The sequence below is a fragment of the Mesorhizobium sp. A556 genome (genome assembly GCF_054489545.1).
Genome location: NZ_JBTMXA010000018.1, coordinates 37,505 through 53,555, shown reverse-complemented (window position 1 = coordinate 53,555; position 16,051 = coordinate 37,505). Strand labels below are relative to the sequence as shown.

At 62.7% G+C, this 16,051-nt stretch carries 17 protein-coding genes; 9 read left to right on the top strand and 8 right to left on the bottom strand.

Annotation, left to right across the window (positions count from 1 at the left end; translation table 11 throughout):
• The first annotated feature begins 51 nt into the window (after positions 1–51).
• The 4 genes from ACX3P0_RS22895 to ACX3P0_RS22880 are packed head-to-tail and all read left to right on the top strand — an operon-like array spanning position 52 to position 4,414.
• Positions 52–1,008 (top strand): ABC transporter permease, encoded by a 957-nt coding sequence (locus tag ACX3P0_RS22895; RefSeq protein ID WP_459092212.1) that lies wholly within the window; start codon positions 52–54, stop codon positions 1,006–1,008.
• A gap of 4 nt (positions 1,009–1,012) precedes the next feature.
• Positions 1,013–1,834, top strand: coding sequence for an ABC transporter permease (locus ACX3P0_RS22890; protein ID WP_459092210.1), 822 nt, complete (start codon positions 1,013–1,015; stop codon positions 1,832–1,834).
• A gap of 10 nt (positions 1,835–1,844) precedes the next feature.
• Positions 1,845–3,479: an ABC transporter ATP-binding protein gene (locus ACX3P0_RS22885; RefSeq protein WP_459092208.1), complete on the top strand. Its 1,635-nt coding sequence runs from the start codon at positions 1,845–1,847 to the stop codon at positions 3,477–3,479.
• 20 nt (positions 3,480–3,499) lie between these two features.
• A complete protein-coding gene (locus ACX3P0_RS22880; RefSeq protein WP_459092206.1) occupies positions 3,500–4,414 on the top strand; it encodes an NAD(P)-dependent oxidoreductase in 915 nt (304 codons plus the stop codon).
• Between the two features lie 19 nt (positions 4,415–4,433).
• Here ACX3P0_RS22880 and ACX3P0_RS22875 read toward each other — a convergent pair whose 3' ends face one another.
• Both ACX3P0_RS22875 and ACX3P0_RS22870 read right to left on the bottom strand, forming a co-directional pair.
• Complete coding sequence (locus ACX3P0_RS22875; protein WP_459092204.1) at positions 4,434–5,765, bottom strand: SDR family oxidoreductase; 1,332 nt, start codon at positions 5,763–5,765, stop codon at positions 4,434–4,436.
• Complete coding sequence (locus tag ACX3P0_RS22870) at positions 5,765–6,235, bottom strand: DUF2269 family protein (RefSeq protein WP_459092202.1); 471 nt, start codon at positions 6,233–6,235, stop codon at positions 5,765–5,767. The genes ACX3P0_RS22875 and ACX3P0_RS22870 overlap by 1 nt, the downstream gene beginning before the upstream one ends.
• Positions 6,236–6,404: 169 nt before the next feature.
• On the opposite strand from ACX3P0_RS22870, the gene ACX3P0_RS22865 reads away from it, so the two are divergent.
• Genes ACX3P0_RS22865 through ACX3P0_RS22855 form a run of 3 tightly spaced genes read left to right on the top strand, consistent with a single transcriptional unit; the run spans position 6,405 to position 8,091 of the window.
• Entirely contained in the window at positions 6,405–6,746 is a 342-nt protein-coding gene (locus tag ACX3P0_RS22865; RefSeq protein ID WP_459092200.1) for an ArsR/SmtB family transcription factor, read from the top strand.
• Positions 6,743–7,219 carry an SRPBCC family protein gene (locus ACX3P0_RS22860; RefSeq protein ID WP_459092198.1) on the top strand — a complete coding sequence of 159 codons (477 nt, stop codon included), beginning with the start codon at positions 6,743–6,745 and terminating at the stop codon, positions 7,217–7,219. The genes ACX3P0_RS22865 and ACX3P0_RS22860 overlap by 4 nt, the downstream gene beginning before the upstream one ends.
• Positions 7,216–8,091, top strand: coding sequence for an SRPBCC family protein (locus ACX3P0_RS22855; protein ID WP_459092196.1), 876 nt, complete (start codon positions 7,216–7,218; stop codon positions 8,089–8,091). The genes ACX3P0_RS22860 and ACX3P0_RS22855 overlap by 4 nt, the downstream gene beginning before the upstream one ends.
• Positions 8,092–8,130: 39 nt before the next feature.
• Here the strand turns inward: ACX3P0_RS22855 and ACX3P0_RS22850 are convergent, their stop codons facing one another.
• Positions 8,131–8,934, bottom strand: a complete 804-nt coding sequence (locus tag ACX3P0_RS22850) for a helix-turn-helix domain-containing protein (protein ID WP_459092194.1) — start codon at positions 8,932–8,934, stop codon at positions 8,131–8,133.
• A 133-nt stretch (positions 8,935–9,067) separates the two neighbouring features.
• Between ACX3P0_RS22850 and ACX3P0_RS22845 the strand changes: the two genes are divergently transcribed.
• Together ACX3P0_RS22845 and ACX3P0_RS22840 are read left to right on the top strand one after the other, a co-directional pair.
• Positions 9,068–9,466, top strand: coding sequence for a hypothetical protein (locus tag ACX3P0_RS22845; RefSeq protein ID WP_459092192.1), 399 nt, complete (start codon positions 9,068–9,070; stop codon positions 9,464–9,466).
• 26 nt (positions 9,467–9,492) lie between these two features.
• Positions 9,493–9,843, top strand: coding sequence for a DUF1330 domain-containing protein (locus ACX3P0_RS22840; protein ID WP_459092190.1), 351 nt, complete (start codon positions 9,493–9,495; stop codon positions 9,841–9,843).
• A gap of 33 nt (positions 9,844–9,876) precedes the next feature.
• Here ACX3P0_RS22840 and ACX3P0_RS22835 read toward each other — a convergent pair whose 3' ends face one another.
• From ACX3P0_RS22835 to ACX3P0_RS22815, 5 genes are all read right to left on the bottom strand, one after another.
• Positions 9,877–10,911, bottom strand: a complete 1,035-nt coding sequence (locus ACX3P0_RS22835) for an NADP-dependent oxidoreductase (protein WP_459092188.1) — start codon at positions 10,909–10,911, stop codon at positions 9,877–9,879.
• A 50-nt stretch (positions 10,912–10,961) separates the two neighbouring features.
• Positions 10,962–11,588, bottom strand: a complete 627-nt coding sequence (locus ACX3P0_RS22830; RefSeq protein ID WP_459092186.1) for a DUF938 domain-containing protein — start codon at positions 11,586–11,588, stop codon at positions 10,962–10,964.
• 36 nt (positions 11,589–11,624) lie between these two features.
• On the bottom strand, positions 11,625–12,389 hold the full coding sequence (locus ACX3P0_RS22825; protein ID WP_459092184.1) for an NYN domain-containing protein: 765 nt from the start codon (positions 12,387–12,389) through the stop codon (positions 11,625–11,627).
• Positions 12,390–13,036: 647 nt separating this feature from the next.
• Positions 13,037–14,731: an alpha/beta hydrolase gene (locus tag ACX3P0_RS22820; RefSeq protein WP_459092182.1), complete on the bottom strand. Its 1,695-nt coding sequence runs from the start codon at positions 14,729–14,731 to the stop codon at positions 13,037–13,039.
• Positions 14,732–14,824: 93 nt separating this feature from the next.
• Positions 14,825–15,985, bottom strand: a complete 1,161-nt coding sequence (locus ACX3P0_RS22815) for a serine hydrolase domain-containing protein (RefSeq protein WP_459092180.1) — start codon at positions 15,983–15,985, stop codon at positions 14,825–14,827.
• Between the last annotated feature and the right edge of the window lie 66 nt (positions 15,986–16,051).

Here is a 16,051-nt window from a genome sequence, read left to right as displayed (position 1 = left end):
AGAGCATCTCCGCGATTCGAAGAAAAGCGGAAAGGCTCTAGAGGGTCAGCAGTGTCACGATTGCAAAAACTTATCCTTGGGCGGATCGGGCTTGGCATTGTCACGCTCGCCATCGTTTCGATGCTGATCTTCGTCGGCGTCGATCTTCTGCCGGGCGATCTCGCACAGCAAATCCTTGGCCAGTCGGCTACCCCCGAAACCCTCGCGGCATATCGCCTGCAACTGGGATTGGATCAGCCCGCCTATGTCCGGTACTTTGATTGGCTCGCAGGCGTGGTTCACGGCGATTTCGGGCACTCCCTGGCCAATGGCCGCGACGTTGCCGAATTGATCGGCCCGCGCCTTGCCAAGACTATGTTCCTGGCCGGCTACGCGGCGGTGATCGCCGTTCCCGTGGCCCTGACGCTCGGCGTTCTGGTCGCGCTCTTTCGCGGTACTCTCTTCGACCGGATTACCAATGTCCTGGCTCTCTCGGCGGTGTCGCTGCCTGAATTCTTCGTAGGCTACCTGCTGATCCTCCTGCTTGCCGTGAAGGTTGCAGCGTTTCCCTCGCTTGCTCGCCTTGACGACGCGGCAACATGGGGGGAGGCCCTCTATCGCACTTTCCTGCCGGCGCTGACGCTGATCCTGGTCGTGCTCGCCCATATGATGCGGATGACCCGCGCGGCCATCATCAATGTGCTGGCGTCCCCCTATATCGAGATGGCCAGGCTCAAAGGCATGCCGCCGATAAAGATTGTCCTTCGCCATGCCTTGCCCAACGCGCTGGCGCCCATCATCAACGTGGTGGCGCTAAACCTTGCCTATCTGGTCGTGGGCGTCGTGGTGGTCGAGGTCGTCTTTGCCTATCCGGGGCTTGGCCAGCTTCTGGTCGATGCGGTGGTGAAACGCGACTTCCCCGTGGTTCAGGCCGTCGGGCTGTTTTTCGCGGCAACCTACATCGTGCTCAACCTGATCGCGGACGTGCTTTCAATCCTGGCGAATCCTCGCCTGCGCAGTGGGCGTTGAGGCCATGCTGAACTTCTTCAGGCAAACACCCCCGACAGCCATCTTCGGCATGCTGGTCATCCTGACCACTGCCGTTCTCGGCATCTTCGCGCCCTGGATCGCACCGTTCGGCGAAACCCAGATCGTCGGTGCCGAGTACCTGCCCTGGGGCGACAGCGGCTACATTCTGGGTACGGACAATCTGGGGCGTGATATGCTGTCACGCATGATCTACGGGGCCCGAAACACGGTCGGGCTGGCGATCCTGACCACGGCGATCGCCTTTTCGATCGGGGCCTTCCTTGGCATTTTCGCGGCGCTCAAGGGCGGCTGGATCGATCAGGTCATCAGCCGCACCATCGATGTGCTGATGGCCGTGCCGCCGTTGATCCTGGCGTTGATCCTGCTGGCTATCCTCGGCTCGTCCCTGCCCAACATGGTCGGCGTCATCGCCGTGATCTACGTCGCGCCGGTGTTTCGCTTGTCGCGCGCTGCCGCCATGGACATCGTGCAACTCGACTTCATCCAGGCCGCCAAGCTGCGCGGCGAAGGCGCGCTCTGGCTGATCCGGCGCGAGATACTGCCCAACATCACCTCGACGCTGCTGGCCGAGTTCGGCCTGCGCTTCTGCTTCGTCTTTCTGTTCATCGCGGCGCTTTCCTTCCTGGGGCTGGGCATCCAGCCGCCGACCGCCGACTGGGGGTCGATGGTCAAGGAAAACGCCACGCTGATCTCCTTCGGCGACATCACGCCGCTGATCCCGGCGGCGGCCATCGGGCTGGTAACGGTAGCGATCAATTTCGTGGTCGACTGGATGCTCCACCGCGCCAGCGGCCTGAAGGAATGAGGCGGCGGCCATGAGCGAACTCCTGACCATACGGGGCCTCAAGATCGCAGGCCGCAACGGCTCCAGCTGGAGCGAGATCGTCAAGGGCGTCGATCTCGATCTGAAGCGCGGCGAAGTGCTGGGGCTGGTCGGCGAATCCGGCGCGGGAAAGTCGACGCTCGGACTGGCCGCGATGGGCTATTGCCGCGACGGCTGCCGCATCACCGATGGCTCCATCCTGCTGGACGGCGAGGATTTGCGGCTCGCATCTCAGCGTCGCCTGCGCGACCTGCGCGGCCGCTCCGTCGCCTATGTGGCGCAGTCGGCGGCGGCGTCCTTCAACCCCGCACACCGGCTGATCGAGCAGTTCATCGAAGGACCGCTACAGCACGGGACGAGCAACCGGCAAGCCGCCGCAGCGGACGCCGTGGATCTCTACCGCCAGATGCAGTTGCCGCACCCCGAGGAGATCGGCTTTCGCTACCCGCACGAGGTTTCGGGCGGCCAGTTGCAGCGCGCCATGACCTGCATGGCCATGGCCTGCCGGCCCGACCTCATCATCTTCGACGAACCGACCACGGCGCTGGACGTCACCACCCAGATCGAGGTTCTGGCGGCCATCCGCAAGATCGTCGCCGATTACGACACCGCCGCGATCTACATCACCCATGACCTTGCAGTGGTGTCGCAGATGGCCGACCGCATCATGGTACTGCGCCATGGAGAAGTGGTTGAGGTGGCCGACACGGCGACGATGCTTTCCGCCCCGCAGCAGGCCTATACGAAATCGCTGTGGGCGGTGCGCAGCCTGCATCGCCCGTCGCGGCCGCTGCCGGCCGGCGCGCCACTGATTTCGGTGGATGGTGCCACCGCCCATTACGGCAAGGCCAAGGCGCTCGACGCTGTCAGCTTCAGCATCCAGAAGGGGCGCACGCTCGCCGTCGTCGGCGAAAGCGGCTCGGGAAAATCCACCGTGGCCAAGGTCATCACCGGCCTGCTGCCCGCCACCGGCGGGGCCGTGCGCTGGAAGGACAAGGTCTTGCCGCCGCGGCTGGAAGCGCGCGACCGCGGCCTGCTGCGCCACATCCAGATGATCTACCAGATGCCGGATACGGCGTTGAACCCCAAGCAGACGATCCGCGAGATCATCGGGCGCCCGCTGTCCTTCTACCTCGGCTTGCGCGGCGCTGAAAAGGAAGTGCGGCTGCGCAGCCTGATGGAGCAGATCGAACTCGATCCCGGCATCTATCTCAATCGGCCGGTGACCGCTCTTTCCGGCGGCCAGAAGCAGCGCATCGGCATCGCCCGTGCGCTGGCGGCGGAGCCGGAATTCATCATCTGCGACGAGGTCACGTCCTCGCTGGACCAGTTGGTGGCCGAAGGCATCCTCAAGCTTTTGATGAAACTCCAGGCGGATCTCGGCCTGACCTACATGTTCATCACGCATGACCTGGCCACCGTCAAAGCCATCGCCGACGATGTCGTGGTGATGCAGCATGGCAAGGTGGTCGAGAAAGGAACGCGCGACGAGGTCTTCAACCCGCCGCATCCGCCCTACACGGAACTTTTGCTGTCGTCGGTTCCAGAAATGGACGCCGGTTGGCTGACGCGCCTGCTCGAAAAACGCTCATTCCCAGCCGGCGGTGAGATAGCGCCGCCCCGCTGATCGATACATATCTGCAGACAATGGAAGGCACTCTCATGCATTACGGCTTTATCGGCCTCGGCAATCTCGGCGGACATCTGGCGGCCAGCCTGCTTGGCGCGGGCTTCAAGGTGACGGTCCACGACAAGGACCGCGCGGTGGCGGACCGGCTTGTCGGGCTTGGCGCGACCTGGGCCGACAGCCCCGAGGCGCTTGCCGGGCAATGCGATGCCGTCCTGACTTGCCTGCCTTCGCCAAAAGTGTCGGAGCTTGTGCTGGGCCAAATCCTCCAGACGATGCGGCCCGGTTCCACCTGGATCGAAATGTCGACGCTTGGCCGCGATGAAATCCTGCGGCTGGCCGCTATTGCCGCCGAAAAGGGCGTGCGGACAATGGAATTGCCGGTAACCGGCGGCGTCCATCTCGCGGCTCAAGGCAAGATCACCATGCTGGCCGGCGGCGACACCGATCTGTTCGAACTGCATCGCCCGGCGCTTGAAGCCATGGGCGACAAGATTTTCCACATGGGTCCGCTCGGCAGCGCCTCGGTGATCAAGGTCATCACCAACATGCTGGCCTTCATCCATCTCGTCGCCGATGGCGAAGCCCTCATGCTGGCCAAGCGCGGCGGGCTGGACCTCGGCCAGGCCTGGGCGGCGATCAAGGCCAGTTCCGGCAGCAGCTTCGTCCACGAAACCGAAGGCCAGCTCATCTTGAACGGGAGCTACGACGTTGCCTTCACCATGGACCTTGCGCTCAAGGACCTTGGCTTCGCCATGAATTTCGGCCGCGAATTCGAGGTTCCGCTCGACCTGGCCGGTCTCACCAATCAAACCTTCGTCAAGGGCAAGGCCGCTTATGGCGGCAATGCGCAATCGACACAAATCGTCAAGCTGCTCGAGGACGCACTTGGCACGGATCTGCGAGCGCCCGGGTTTCCCGCCCGCCTCGAATAGGAGTCAAGGAGCACTCGGCCTATCGTTCCGGTAGAATTGCCAGCGCGACGAGCATCAGGACAATCGCCGGGCCGGTCTTGACCAGCGCTCCGAGTGGTTCGATCCAAAGGGCGGGCGTAATCAGCGCAGCACTCGCCATGTAGAGCAGGGACAAACCGATGCCGGCAAGAAGACCGGTTCGGGATGTCCGCCGCAAGGTGATCATCGCGCCAATGAGGATATCGGCCAGGCTGCTTGTGACCGTGACAGCCTGAGCGGAAAGCAGGGTGAAGCCCCGCTCGGTCAGGATCGCGGTCGCTGTATTGAAGGCGACCGTCAGCGCGATCAGGCCGGACAGCATCCAGAATGCCGCAAGGCACCCGAAGATCAGCGGTTTGAGGAGATAGAGCCGGGAAAACCACTTGTCCTGTAGGGTGGCAGGCCGGCGGGCAAGCATCTGCTCAAGAGCAACCGGGTGGACGCCGGTGGCCGCGATCCATGGTTCCGGGTCGCCTTCGACGCCGCGTTGCATCTCGGCCAGTGCGGTGCTGCGTATCGGCGGCGACCAGCCCAGATAGGCAGCGATATCCCCGGCCTTCGCGCCCAGAACCATCAACCATGGCGAGAGGCGCAGAGTGGTCGCCGGCCCGCCGAGATGGCGTCGGAAAATGGCTACGACTTCGCCAAAGGTTGACGGCTGGCGCTCCATGACGTCCCATACGGCATTCCACTGTCGTTCGCCTGCCTGCCAGCGTCGCGCGACCATGGCGACCGCACGGGCGATGTCGGCTACATCCGTTGCCGCGAACGGACGCGCGGTTTGCTGCTCGGGTAAATGGAGCGGCAGGCTGGCCAGCGCACGGATCAACGCGCTGCCGCCATAGGCCGCGTCCGCCACGACAAAGCCGGGGCGCAAAATGACGAACGGTGCGGCGCCCGAAGCAATTGTGCGCTCGGCCTCTCGCTTGGTGCGGCTGAACTCGGTTTTGTCGTCCTCGTCGCGGCCCGGAACCGATAGATGGACCAGCATGCATGGCCTTGCATTCGAGGCGATCGCGGCGACCAGACGTTCCGCGAAGCCTCCATGCACATCCTTGGCGCGGCCGCGCTGAATGCTGTCCTGGAGAACGCCGATGCAGTTCACCACCAAATCTGCCTTACTGTCCGAAATCAGCCTGGCCAGGGCGTCAGCCCCAAGATCGACGATGGCGGTTTCGACGGCCACGCCGGCGAACGCGGTGCGCTGGGCGGCCGTGAAGCGGCGTGCGACCGGGGTGACGGCAAAGCCTTCGTTTTGGAGCAGGTTCGCCACGGCTTCGCCGATCAACCCGGAGGCGCCGATCACCATGATGGTCGGGAGAGGCGCGTCCATCAGCCGAAGCCCGGCTTTGCGATCATCAGCCAGATGATCAGCATGACAGCTCCGAAGCCGGGGAAGCCGAAGGCGAACCAAATTCGGAAAAGGCGGTGATAGGCGGCCGGTAATTGTCCGCCAGTCGCGGCTGCCGAAAGCGCCAGATCGCGCATGCGCGCCTGGATATAGACCACCGGGACCCAGAAGACGCCAGCGATGACGTAGAGGGCGAGGGAGGCGACAATCCAGGGTTCCATCAGGGACAAGCCCGTTTCACGGACCAGAAGGTAGCCGGTGAGCGGCTGGGCTATCACGGCGGTTGCGGTGAAGACCATGTCGGCCAGGACGACGATGGCGGCGGTCTTGCCGATGAAAGCGGTGTCCCGGCTGAGATGCGCCATCAGCATGAAGAACGCGATGCCGATCCCGGTGCCCATGATCACCATGGCGCCGATCACGTGCACATATTTGAGGATCAGATAAGCCAATGGTCGCGGTGGTTCCAACGGGAAGCCTATGCCTAGCGGCAACTCTTATAGAATGCGTAAAGATCGCCCCGCTTCCAACCCGGCCAGCACCTGTCGCCGATCACTGAGAAACTTAGTCGATCGACGAAGTATCGCTTGCCCATGGGTTGCATGCGTGATAGTTAGATACATGGCTAAGCATGATCCGGATCTGTCGCTCCTCTTCCATGCATTGTCGGACCCGACCCGGCGGTCGATCCTGACGCGCCTTGCCGAGGGACCTGCGCCGGTAACGGAACTCGCCAATCCGACCGGGCTGCGTCTGCCGACGGTGATGCGGCACCTTTCGGTGCTGGAGGAGGCGGGTTTGATCGCCACCTTGAAAGACGGGCGGGTGCGCACCTGCGCCATCGTTCCCGAGGCGCTGGCTCCCGTCCGGACATGGCTGGATCAACAGCGGGCCATCTGGGAAAGCCGGCTCGACCGGCTGGACGATTATGTGATGAAGCTGATGAAGGAACGCGCCAAATGAAACTGGACCTGGACCCGACGACCGACTTGAGTTTTACCCGCACGCTGGCGGTGCCCCGCCAATTGATATGGGACTGCTGGACGAAGCCGGAGCATATCCCGCATTTCTTCATTCCCGCGCCGCACAAGGTGACGTCCGTGGATATCGACCTGCGGGTCGGCGGACGCTTCAACACGACCTTCGATGTCGAAGGCGATGTGATGGACAACAAGGGCGTTTATCTGGAGGTGGTGCCGGGCGAGAAGCTGGTCTTCACCGATACCTACACCGAAGGCTGGAAACCCGCGACCGACCCGTTCATGACCGCGATCCTGCTGTTGGCGGACGCACAAGGCGGTGGCACCAGCTACACGGCGATCGCCCGCCACCGCAACACCGACGCCCGCAAGACGCATGAGGATATGGGCTTCTTCGACGGCTGGGGCACGGTGGCGACGCAGCTCGAGGCCTATGCGAAGGGGCTAGTGAAATGAGTGGGCGGTTTGCGACACTGACCTTCGAGCGCGAACTGGCCGCGCCGATATCGGTGCTGTGGCAGGCCTGGACGGCACCGGCGGCGCGGGCGGTGTGGGCAGCACCCACGCCTTCGGTCACGGTGGAGTTTCTGGAGGCCGACACCAGGGTGGGCGGGCGAGAGGTCTCGCTGTGCAAGGTTGCGGGCCAGCCCGACATCCGCTGCGAGGGCGGCTGGCTGGAATTGCAGCCAGCACTGCGCAGCGTCAACTACGAGGTGGTCTCGTCCGAGGGCGCGACGCAGTCGGCGGCGCTGGTGACGGCGGAGTTTGAGGGGGCGGGCGAGCGCAGCCGGCTGGTCGTGACGGTGCAACTCTCCTCGCTGGCCGAGGATATGGAGGCGGGCTACAGGCAGGGTTTCGGCGCGGGTCTGGACAATCTTGTCGGCGTGGCCGAGCGGACCATGGTGCTGCAGCGGGTGATACAGGCACCGCGAGCCGTGGTCTGGGGCGCGTGGATGAATCCCGAGACGCTGCCGCAATGGTGGGGGCCGGACGGGTTCTCCTGCCGGACGCAAAGGATCGATTTGCGGGCGGGCGGCGAATGGGTGTTCGACATGATCGGGCCGGACGGCACGGTGTTTCCGAACCACCATCTCTATGGTGAGGTCCGGGCCGAGGAACGGATCGGCTACGCGCTTTTATGGGGCGAGAACGGCCCCAAACATGCCGATGCCTGGGCCTCGTTCGAGGATAAGGACGGGGCAACCAAGGTTACGCTGGGCATGGTCTTCAGCACCGCGGCCGAGTTTCAGGACGCGAAGGGTTTTGGCGCGGTGGAACTGGGGCTGCAAACGCTCGGCAAACTGGCGCGCTTCGTCGGCTCCGAGTGAACAGGCTACGGAAGTGTTCGGCCCTGAAGGAATGCGCGGTCAGGATCGTGCGATCAGTTTCGCCATCGAACTTGCCGTCTCGGGGTTGGCCGCGAAGAAGGTCTCGATCGTCACTTCCGACAGCGTCACATCGATAGCGGTTCCGAACACGGTCGTGGTGCTGATGAAGGAGAGGGGGCCTTCTTCGCTTGAAAGCCTGAGCGGCACGACGATCCCGCCCTCGACGACCGGACCGGCGCGCGTCGAGACCGCGTGCGGCGGCATGGGGTAGGATTTCAGTTCCTCCAGCAATGCCATCAGGCGAGGGGCGGCCGAGACGTCGATCTCATGGGCAAGGCGCGCAAAAATATGGGCGCGCCATTCGCGGAAATTGAGAATGCGGCTCGCAAGTCCTTCCGGGTGCAGGCTGAGCCGCAGCACGTTGATCTCGCCGGCGACCAGATGCTCCGCGACTCCCGCCATCAGCACGCCGACTGCCTTGTTTGCCGAGAGCAGCGTCCAGTTTCGGTCAACTGCAAGGGCGGGATGCGGCTCATGTCCTTGCAGGATCTGATCGATCGCGGCGCGGGCAGCCCCGAGTTCCGGCGCATCGAGCGGCCGTTCGCGATAGATCGGCGCGAAGCCCGCCGCCGTCAGGATCATGTTGCGCTCGCGTAGCGGAACCGAAAGCCGCTCGGTCAGGCGCAGCACCATCTCACGGCTCGGCTGCGATCTTCCCGATTCCAGGAAGCTCAAATGCCTCTGCGAAATCTCGGCATCGACGGCAAGCGCCAGCTGGCTGAGCCGGCGGCGTTGGCGCCAGTCGCGCAAGAGGTCTCCGGCGGATGGGTGTTCTTTCAGCATGGTCCGAACCTAGCAGCCCAGCCATGCCTCCAGCAATTACCTCGCACGTAATCGACGCCAGATCGAAACCCGGCAAGGATCAGGCATCGCTTCGCCAAAGTTTGCGGACGATCAACAGCAATGAGGAATAGCAATGACAAACAGCAACAAACTTACTTCACTGAAGCCCCTGCTGGCGCTCGACGCTGCTACATGCGCAGCGATGGGGGCGGTCCTTATGCTTGGTTCAACGCCGGTCGCCGGGGTGACGGAGATTCCAGCCGACCTTCTGTTCTGGGCCGGTGCAAGCCTGATCCCGATCGCCGCCTTCATGGCGATCAGTTCACGCACGACGCCGGTGCCAGGCTGGGCGGCCACGTTGGTGGTGGTCGGCAATCTCTCGTGGGTAGCCGCCAGTATTTTCCTGCCGTCAGCGGGATTGATCGCGCCAAACGCTCTCGGATGGGCGTTCCTCGTCGGTCAGGCCGGTGTCATCGCCATTCTGGCCAAGCTGGAATTCGATGCGTTGCGCAGCCGAACCATCCCTGCCTGAACCCTGCAAACACAAGGAACTTGCCAATGACCAGCTATGCCATCGGCCATCTTCGCAACGTCAGGATGGGGCCGGATATCGTCGCCTATCTCGAAACCATTGATGCCACGCTTGCTCCGTTTCAGGGGCGTTTCATCATCCATGGCGGCGAGAAGGAACAACTGGAAGGCAGCTTTCCAGATGACCTGGTCGTAATCGCGTTCCCGGATCTGCAGGCGGCGCGCGCCTGGTACGGCTCGCCTGCCTATCGGGCGATCCTCGCCAAGCGTACAGGCAACTCGCAAGGGGATATCTTCCTGATCGACGGTGTCGATGAGGATCACCGTGCGACCGATATCCTGCTGCCGCACGGCCAACCGGCGCGCCTGTCAAAGTGATCGCTCTGACGCGGGGGAGCTTTTGTGTTCCCCTCAGTCCCGGCCGACGCGGATGACGCGTTTGCCGAAGTTTTTGCCGGTGAGCAGGCCGATGAATGCTTCCGGGGCGTTTTCCAGGCCGTCGATGATCTCTTCGCGGTATTTGATCTTGCCGCTTGCGACCCAGCTGCCCATCTCCCTGGCGAATTCAGGGTAGAGATGGCCGAAAGTGTCGAAGATGATGAAGCCCTGCATCCTGATCTTCTTGCGCAGGATCTGGCCCATCAGCCAACCCATCCGGTCCGGCCCTGCGGGCAGTTCGGTCGCGTTGTATTGCGATACCAGTCCGCATACGGGCACGCGCGCATGCGGGTTCAGTAGCGGAATGACCGCGTCCAGCACCTTGCCGCCGACATTCTCGAAATAGATGTCGATGCCGTCCGGGCTGGCCTTGGCGAGTTGCTCGGCAAAGTCGGAGGCCTTGTGGTCGATGCATGCATCGAAACCCAACTCGCTGACCGCATAGGCGCATTTGTCGGGCCCGCCGGCAATGCCTACCACGCGGCAATCCAGCAGCTTGCCGATCTGCCCAACGGTCGCACCAACCGGACCGGCTGCTGCCGCGACAGCGATTGTCTCACCCCGCTTGGGTGCGCCGATCTGCTTCAGGCCAGCCCAGGCCGTGAAGCCGGGCATGCCCAGAATGCCAAGCGCCCAGGAAGGATGCGCCGGCGATTGGCCAAGGTTGGTCACCCCCTTGCCGTGCGAAAGGGCGTAGTCCTGCCAGCCATTGTAGCTGAGCACCCAATCGCCTGGCGAAAACCCCTCGACATTCGAGGTGACGACCCGCGCAACCGTACCGCCGACCATCACGCCGCCGATTTCGACCGGGGCCGCATAGGACGGCGCATCGCTCATCCGGCCCCGCATGTAGGGATCAAGCGAGAGATATTCGGTACGCAGCAGCATCTGTCCGGAAGCGGGCACGGGCAGGGGGCTCTCGATCAAACGCAGCGTGTTCGCATTGGGCGCGCCCTTCGGGCGCTCGGCCAATATCAACTGGCGATTTGTCTTGTCGGTCTGTGTCATATTTTTACTTTCTAATACAGGTCGCGGGCACTCGAGGCCTCAACTCGCTTTCATTGCTTGCGAAATACAAGCGACAGATTGTTCGCCGGCATTTCATGGATGTCTGGCGGACCGAAGCCATGCAGCATGGCATAGCGGGCGACATCCTCCACATTCCGCAAGCCCCATTCGAGATTGCGTGACCGCAACTGCTCGTCGAACGCTTCGTTGCTCGGTGCCGTTGGCTGGCCCTGCCGCCGATACGGGCCATAAAGGAAAAGAACGCCACCCTGGCCAAGGATGCTTTCCGCGCCCTGAATGAGCCCTTCGGCGGCCGACCATGGCGCGATGTGGATCATGTTGAGGCAGACAATCGCTGCCGCATTCCCTGCCGACCAGGGCCGTTCGGTTACGTCGATACGCAAAGGGGGCAGGATGTTTGGGAGGTTGTCTGCCGCCATCCATCGTTCGATCGATTGAAGGGACGGCGCGTCGCGTTCGCTGGGCTGCCATGTCAGGTCCGGCATCTCGCGCGCGAAATGAACGACATGTTGCCCGGTCCCGCTGCTGATCTCGAGCACCGTGCCATGCTCGGGCAAGACACGCTTCAGAAGGTCGGCAATAGGCCCCTTGTTGCGCTCCGCCGAGGGGCTGACAGGGCGATTATCCGTAGAAACGCCGAGTGTTTCGTTCCGCATTTTTCGCCTTACTCCCTCTACCGATGACCGCCGAGATCAGGAAGGCTTCCCGGTCTTCGACGCGGAGCGCCCGGAAGGCTTTGGCTTCACGCGGATACGCATCGTTCCGCCTTCGGGATGGTTGATTTCGAACTCATTCGTCTTCCGCACAAGGTCGCTCAATTTTCGGGAGCCGAAGGTGCGCGGGTCGAAATCGGAGACGAGGTTGGCCAGTTGATTGCCGACCTGGCCGAGCGGCACCCAACCATCCTCGCTTTCCATCTGCGCAATCACGCGTTTGATGACAGAAGCCCCTGCACTGAGTGGCTGGAGGGGCGTGGCCGGTTGGTTGGCGTCGATCGTGTTTGCCGGAGCGCCCGGCAGCAGGTTCTCCGTATAAACGAACCGGCGACATGCCTGCCGGAAACTTTCAGGCGTCTTTTGCTCGCCAAAACCATAGACGTCGACGCCCTGTTCGCGAATACGGGCGGCAAGTCGGGTGAAGTCGCTGTCGGACGACACGAGACAGAACCCGTCGAACCGACCGCTGTGCAGAAGGTCCATCGCGTCGATGACCAGCGTGATGTCGGAGGCATTCTTGCCGGTCGTATAGGCAAATTGCTGTTGTGGGATGATCGCATGCTTCGACAGGATATCGGCCCACCCCTTCGAGCGGGCGCTGGAGAAATCCCCATAGATACGCCGAACGCTGGCTTCCCCGATCTTGGCGATTTCCTCGAACAGTCCATCGGCAATCTTGGCCGAGGCATTGTCGGCGTCGATCAGGACGGCAAGGCGTGGCGATCGTTGGTCATTAGGCATTGAGGTCTTTCATTCAGGTCGTTCTGCGGGAATGCCGCAACAACACTATCACAGTGTCGTGGTGTCGACGCCAAGCCGTTTTTCAACTCGCTTCCCCTCTTCGAGTGACCTGAACGGCGGAGCAAGGGGAGGGACTCGGCCCGGCCTGGGCTTGGCTGGCTACAAAGCCAGATAGGCAGGCGGCGTGCCTCGCGCCACCGCCTGATCCATCGAATAGCGGTTGTCGTAGGTGTGGACCAGCATGAACCGGATGAGCGGATCGCTGTCCCATGCCGATACTTGCGACGACCCGACGTCGACGAGGATATCGTTGTACTTGTATTGATTTGCGACGAGGCATGCCCAAAATTGGGCACGCCCTTCAATGGGTGGATTTCGCCAAGATTACGCGGCTAATCTTTCCACCTTGAGCCGCATTTCACGCAGCCTGGCTGTTTTCTTCTCGCGAGCGACACGCTCAGCGGTAATATATTCGCGAGCAATCCTGTCAGCTCGGACGTGTCTATTTTCAGGTTTCTCCGATCGTACATTTGTCATGAATTTCGTTCTCCATATTGCACTGTGCATATAGGAATTATTCATGAAAAATCAATGATTTCGCGGCCAAAAGTCGCTCCGCTGGCGGAGCCGGGCGGCTCGGAGCCGGGCTAGCCGCCCCTGTTTTCGACCTGCGTGGCCGTTTGGCCGGCAAGATGTTGCTTGAGGGCGGCGAGGGCCTGTGGCGACCAATCCTGGGCACCGATGACGGCAGACCAGGCCTCGACATAGTCTTTTGCGGCGTAGACATGGCCGTGGCCGGCCGGCGTCGTCGTTGCGACGGCCATATCCAGCGCAAGCTGCAGCATGGTCACCAGCGGATACCAGCTCAATTGGGGGGAAACATCGGGGCCGCGCGGCGCTTTCAACCAGTCCGGCATGCGGTAAGCATCGCGATAGTCGAAGAAGACAATCGGATCGCTGGCGTATTGGAGATAGACGACCCGCAAAGGCCCCCATGGCGTATCTTGAGCGACGGCGGGTCCGTTCTGATTGACGAAGCGAACAAGCCGGCTGTCGCGAAAAACCGGCAGCCATTCAGGGCTCCCCGGGTTCCGTGCATCCGTGGCCGAGCGCCAGATACGGCTTCCGAAGGGCGGCCCACTCCAAAGCGCACCGCTGATCGGGTCGCCCAGTATCTCGAACAGGCTCGCCGACCGTTCCGAATTCATCGCGCCAAGGCTGAGCCCATGCAGATAGAGTTTCGGGCGCGAATTTCTGGGTAGGGCGGTCCAGTAATTATAGATTTCCAGAAACAGCGCGCGTGCGGTCTCGGAGCCATATTCGGGTTGCGCCAGAAGCGACAGCGGGCTGCTCAGATAGGAGTACTGGACGGCAACGCTGGCGACATCGCCGTGGCGCAGATATTCCAGCGCCCCCATCGAGGCCGGGTCGATCCAGCCGGTGCCGGTCGGCGTCAGGACGACGAGCAAGGACTTGTCGAAGCCGCCGACCCGCTTGAGTTCTTCCAGCGCAAGCTTCGCGCGGGCCTGCGGATCGGCGGCCGCGCCCAGGCCGACATAGACCCGGATCGGCTCCCGGGCGGGCTTGCTGGTGAAGGAATTTATCTGCGCGGCATCTGGCCCGTCTGCAAGGAATTCGCGGCCGGCGCGGCCGAGTTCGCCCCATTTCACCAACGAGGCTGCGCTGCCGGTTTTGCGGCTGTCGACTGGTTGGGGCCGCTCAGGCTCGAGCAGCGCATCGAGTTTGCTGTAGGACGAATCGAGAAGGCTGAAAACAGAGCGCGCCAGAACGTCGCTTGCGAGCGACCAGGCCACGACCGCGGCAACGCTGAATCCCACCACGTTTGCGATCCGCCTGGGCACATAGCGTCTGGAAAACCGCACGACCAACCGAACCAGGGCCGCGAACAACCGGGCTACGGCGAGCAGGATGACGAACGTAACCAGGGCGACCGCGCAGGTTTTCAAAGGGTGAGAGCTATCGACGGGCGGCATGTCCATGAGAGTACGGATGGAGTTTTGCCACCCGGCGGACCGCCACAGGAAGACGATGGCGATGGCAAGGCAAAGGACAGACACGACCGTATTGGCGATTGACCGCAACCGTGGCTGGACTTCGGGGATTTCCAAGTAGCGCCAGAGCCAGCGAGCCGCGACCCCGAGCCCGTAGCCGAGGGCGAAGCAGGCGCCGGCAAGGACGCCTTGCGTCAGATATGTCCGGGGAATGAGCGTAGGCGTCAGCGAGGCTGCAAAGAACAAGGTGCCAAGCACCACGCCGGTGCCGGACAGGGACCGAGCCGGCGTATAGATCATCTGCGCCAAGAGGCGGCGAACTTCATTCATGTCTCAGTAGCTGCCGCAAGAGCCAGTCCAGCCAATCAAAACATACTCCGGGGCTTGTCGCCAGTTTCGCACGCGCGCTGACGGGCCGGCCTGTCAAACCATGCCGGAAAGCGCTTGCAGGAAGGCGACGATGGCCAGGTCGAGCGGGTCGTTGACCGGCTCGGGCTGCGACGACATTTTGACGATCACGACCTCGCTGCCAGGGTCGACGTAAAGCCATTGGCCGTGAATGCCGATGCCGCAGAACGCGCCGTCGCCGACCTGGTACCATTTGTTGCGGTAACGGCCCTTGGGGAACAGGGGCAGCATCTCGCCGCGCTGCCAGGCTTGGGTGCTGCCGGTGCTGATCGTGTCGCGCGCCCAGGCTTCGGGAAGCACGCGGCGGCCATCGGCCACGCCGCCCTGCCGCATCATCTCGCCGACACGGGCGAGGTCGCGCGGCGTGACCGACATGCCGCCAGCCGTGCGCGCCGTGCCTTCCTGATCGACGGTGACGAAAGCATCGCCCTTGGCACCGAGCGGCAGCCATAATTTTTCGCGCATGAGGTCGCAGACGCGCTGGCCGGAAGCGCGCTCGACAAGGATGCCGAGCAGGTCGGAATTCGGCGAGCGATAACGGAAAATGTCGCCATGCGGGCCTTCAAGCCTCGGCAAGGTCAGCAGGAACGATTTCAGGCTTTCCGAGCCGCCGCCCGGGTTCCACAGCGTAGCCTTGCGATAGCGGCCATAGGCGCTGTCGGGGTCGAGATAAGATTCCTCGATATCGATGCTGACGACCATGTCGAGCACGTGGCGCACGGTTGCGTCGCCATAGGCGGAGCCTGCCGCCTCCGGCAGATAGGCGATCACCGGTGCTTCCAGGTCGAGCTTGCCCTCGCCGTGCAGGATGCCGGCAAGGATCGCGGTCAGCGATTTGCTGATGGAAAAAATGATGTGCGGCGCACCGGGACTCATGTGCGGCGCAAACCAGTCGCCGACGATTTTTCCGCCCTTCATCACGGTCAGCGCATCGGTATCGGAGCGCGCCATAAAGGCCGCGACGGTTTCGCCTGTGGGGATTTTCTCGGTCAGCAGCCCGCTCATGTCCTTGGCCGGCTGTTCCGCCTCGCCCATAGCCTCGATGCGGGCGCTGGGCACGAGTTCGCCGGCATTCTGGAACGACCAGCGGTTGAAAGGACTGCTTCTCCAGTTGGCCAGATTGACCGCGTCGCGGCGAAAGCCGTAATTTTCCTCGAACGCGGTCGCCTTGGCCATGCTTTTCTTCCGGGAATGTTCTTGATAGTTGCTCGAGTGGAGCCTCGGGGCCGGGCGATCATGCCC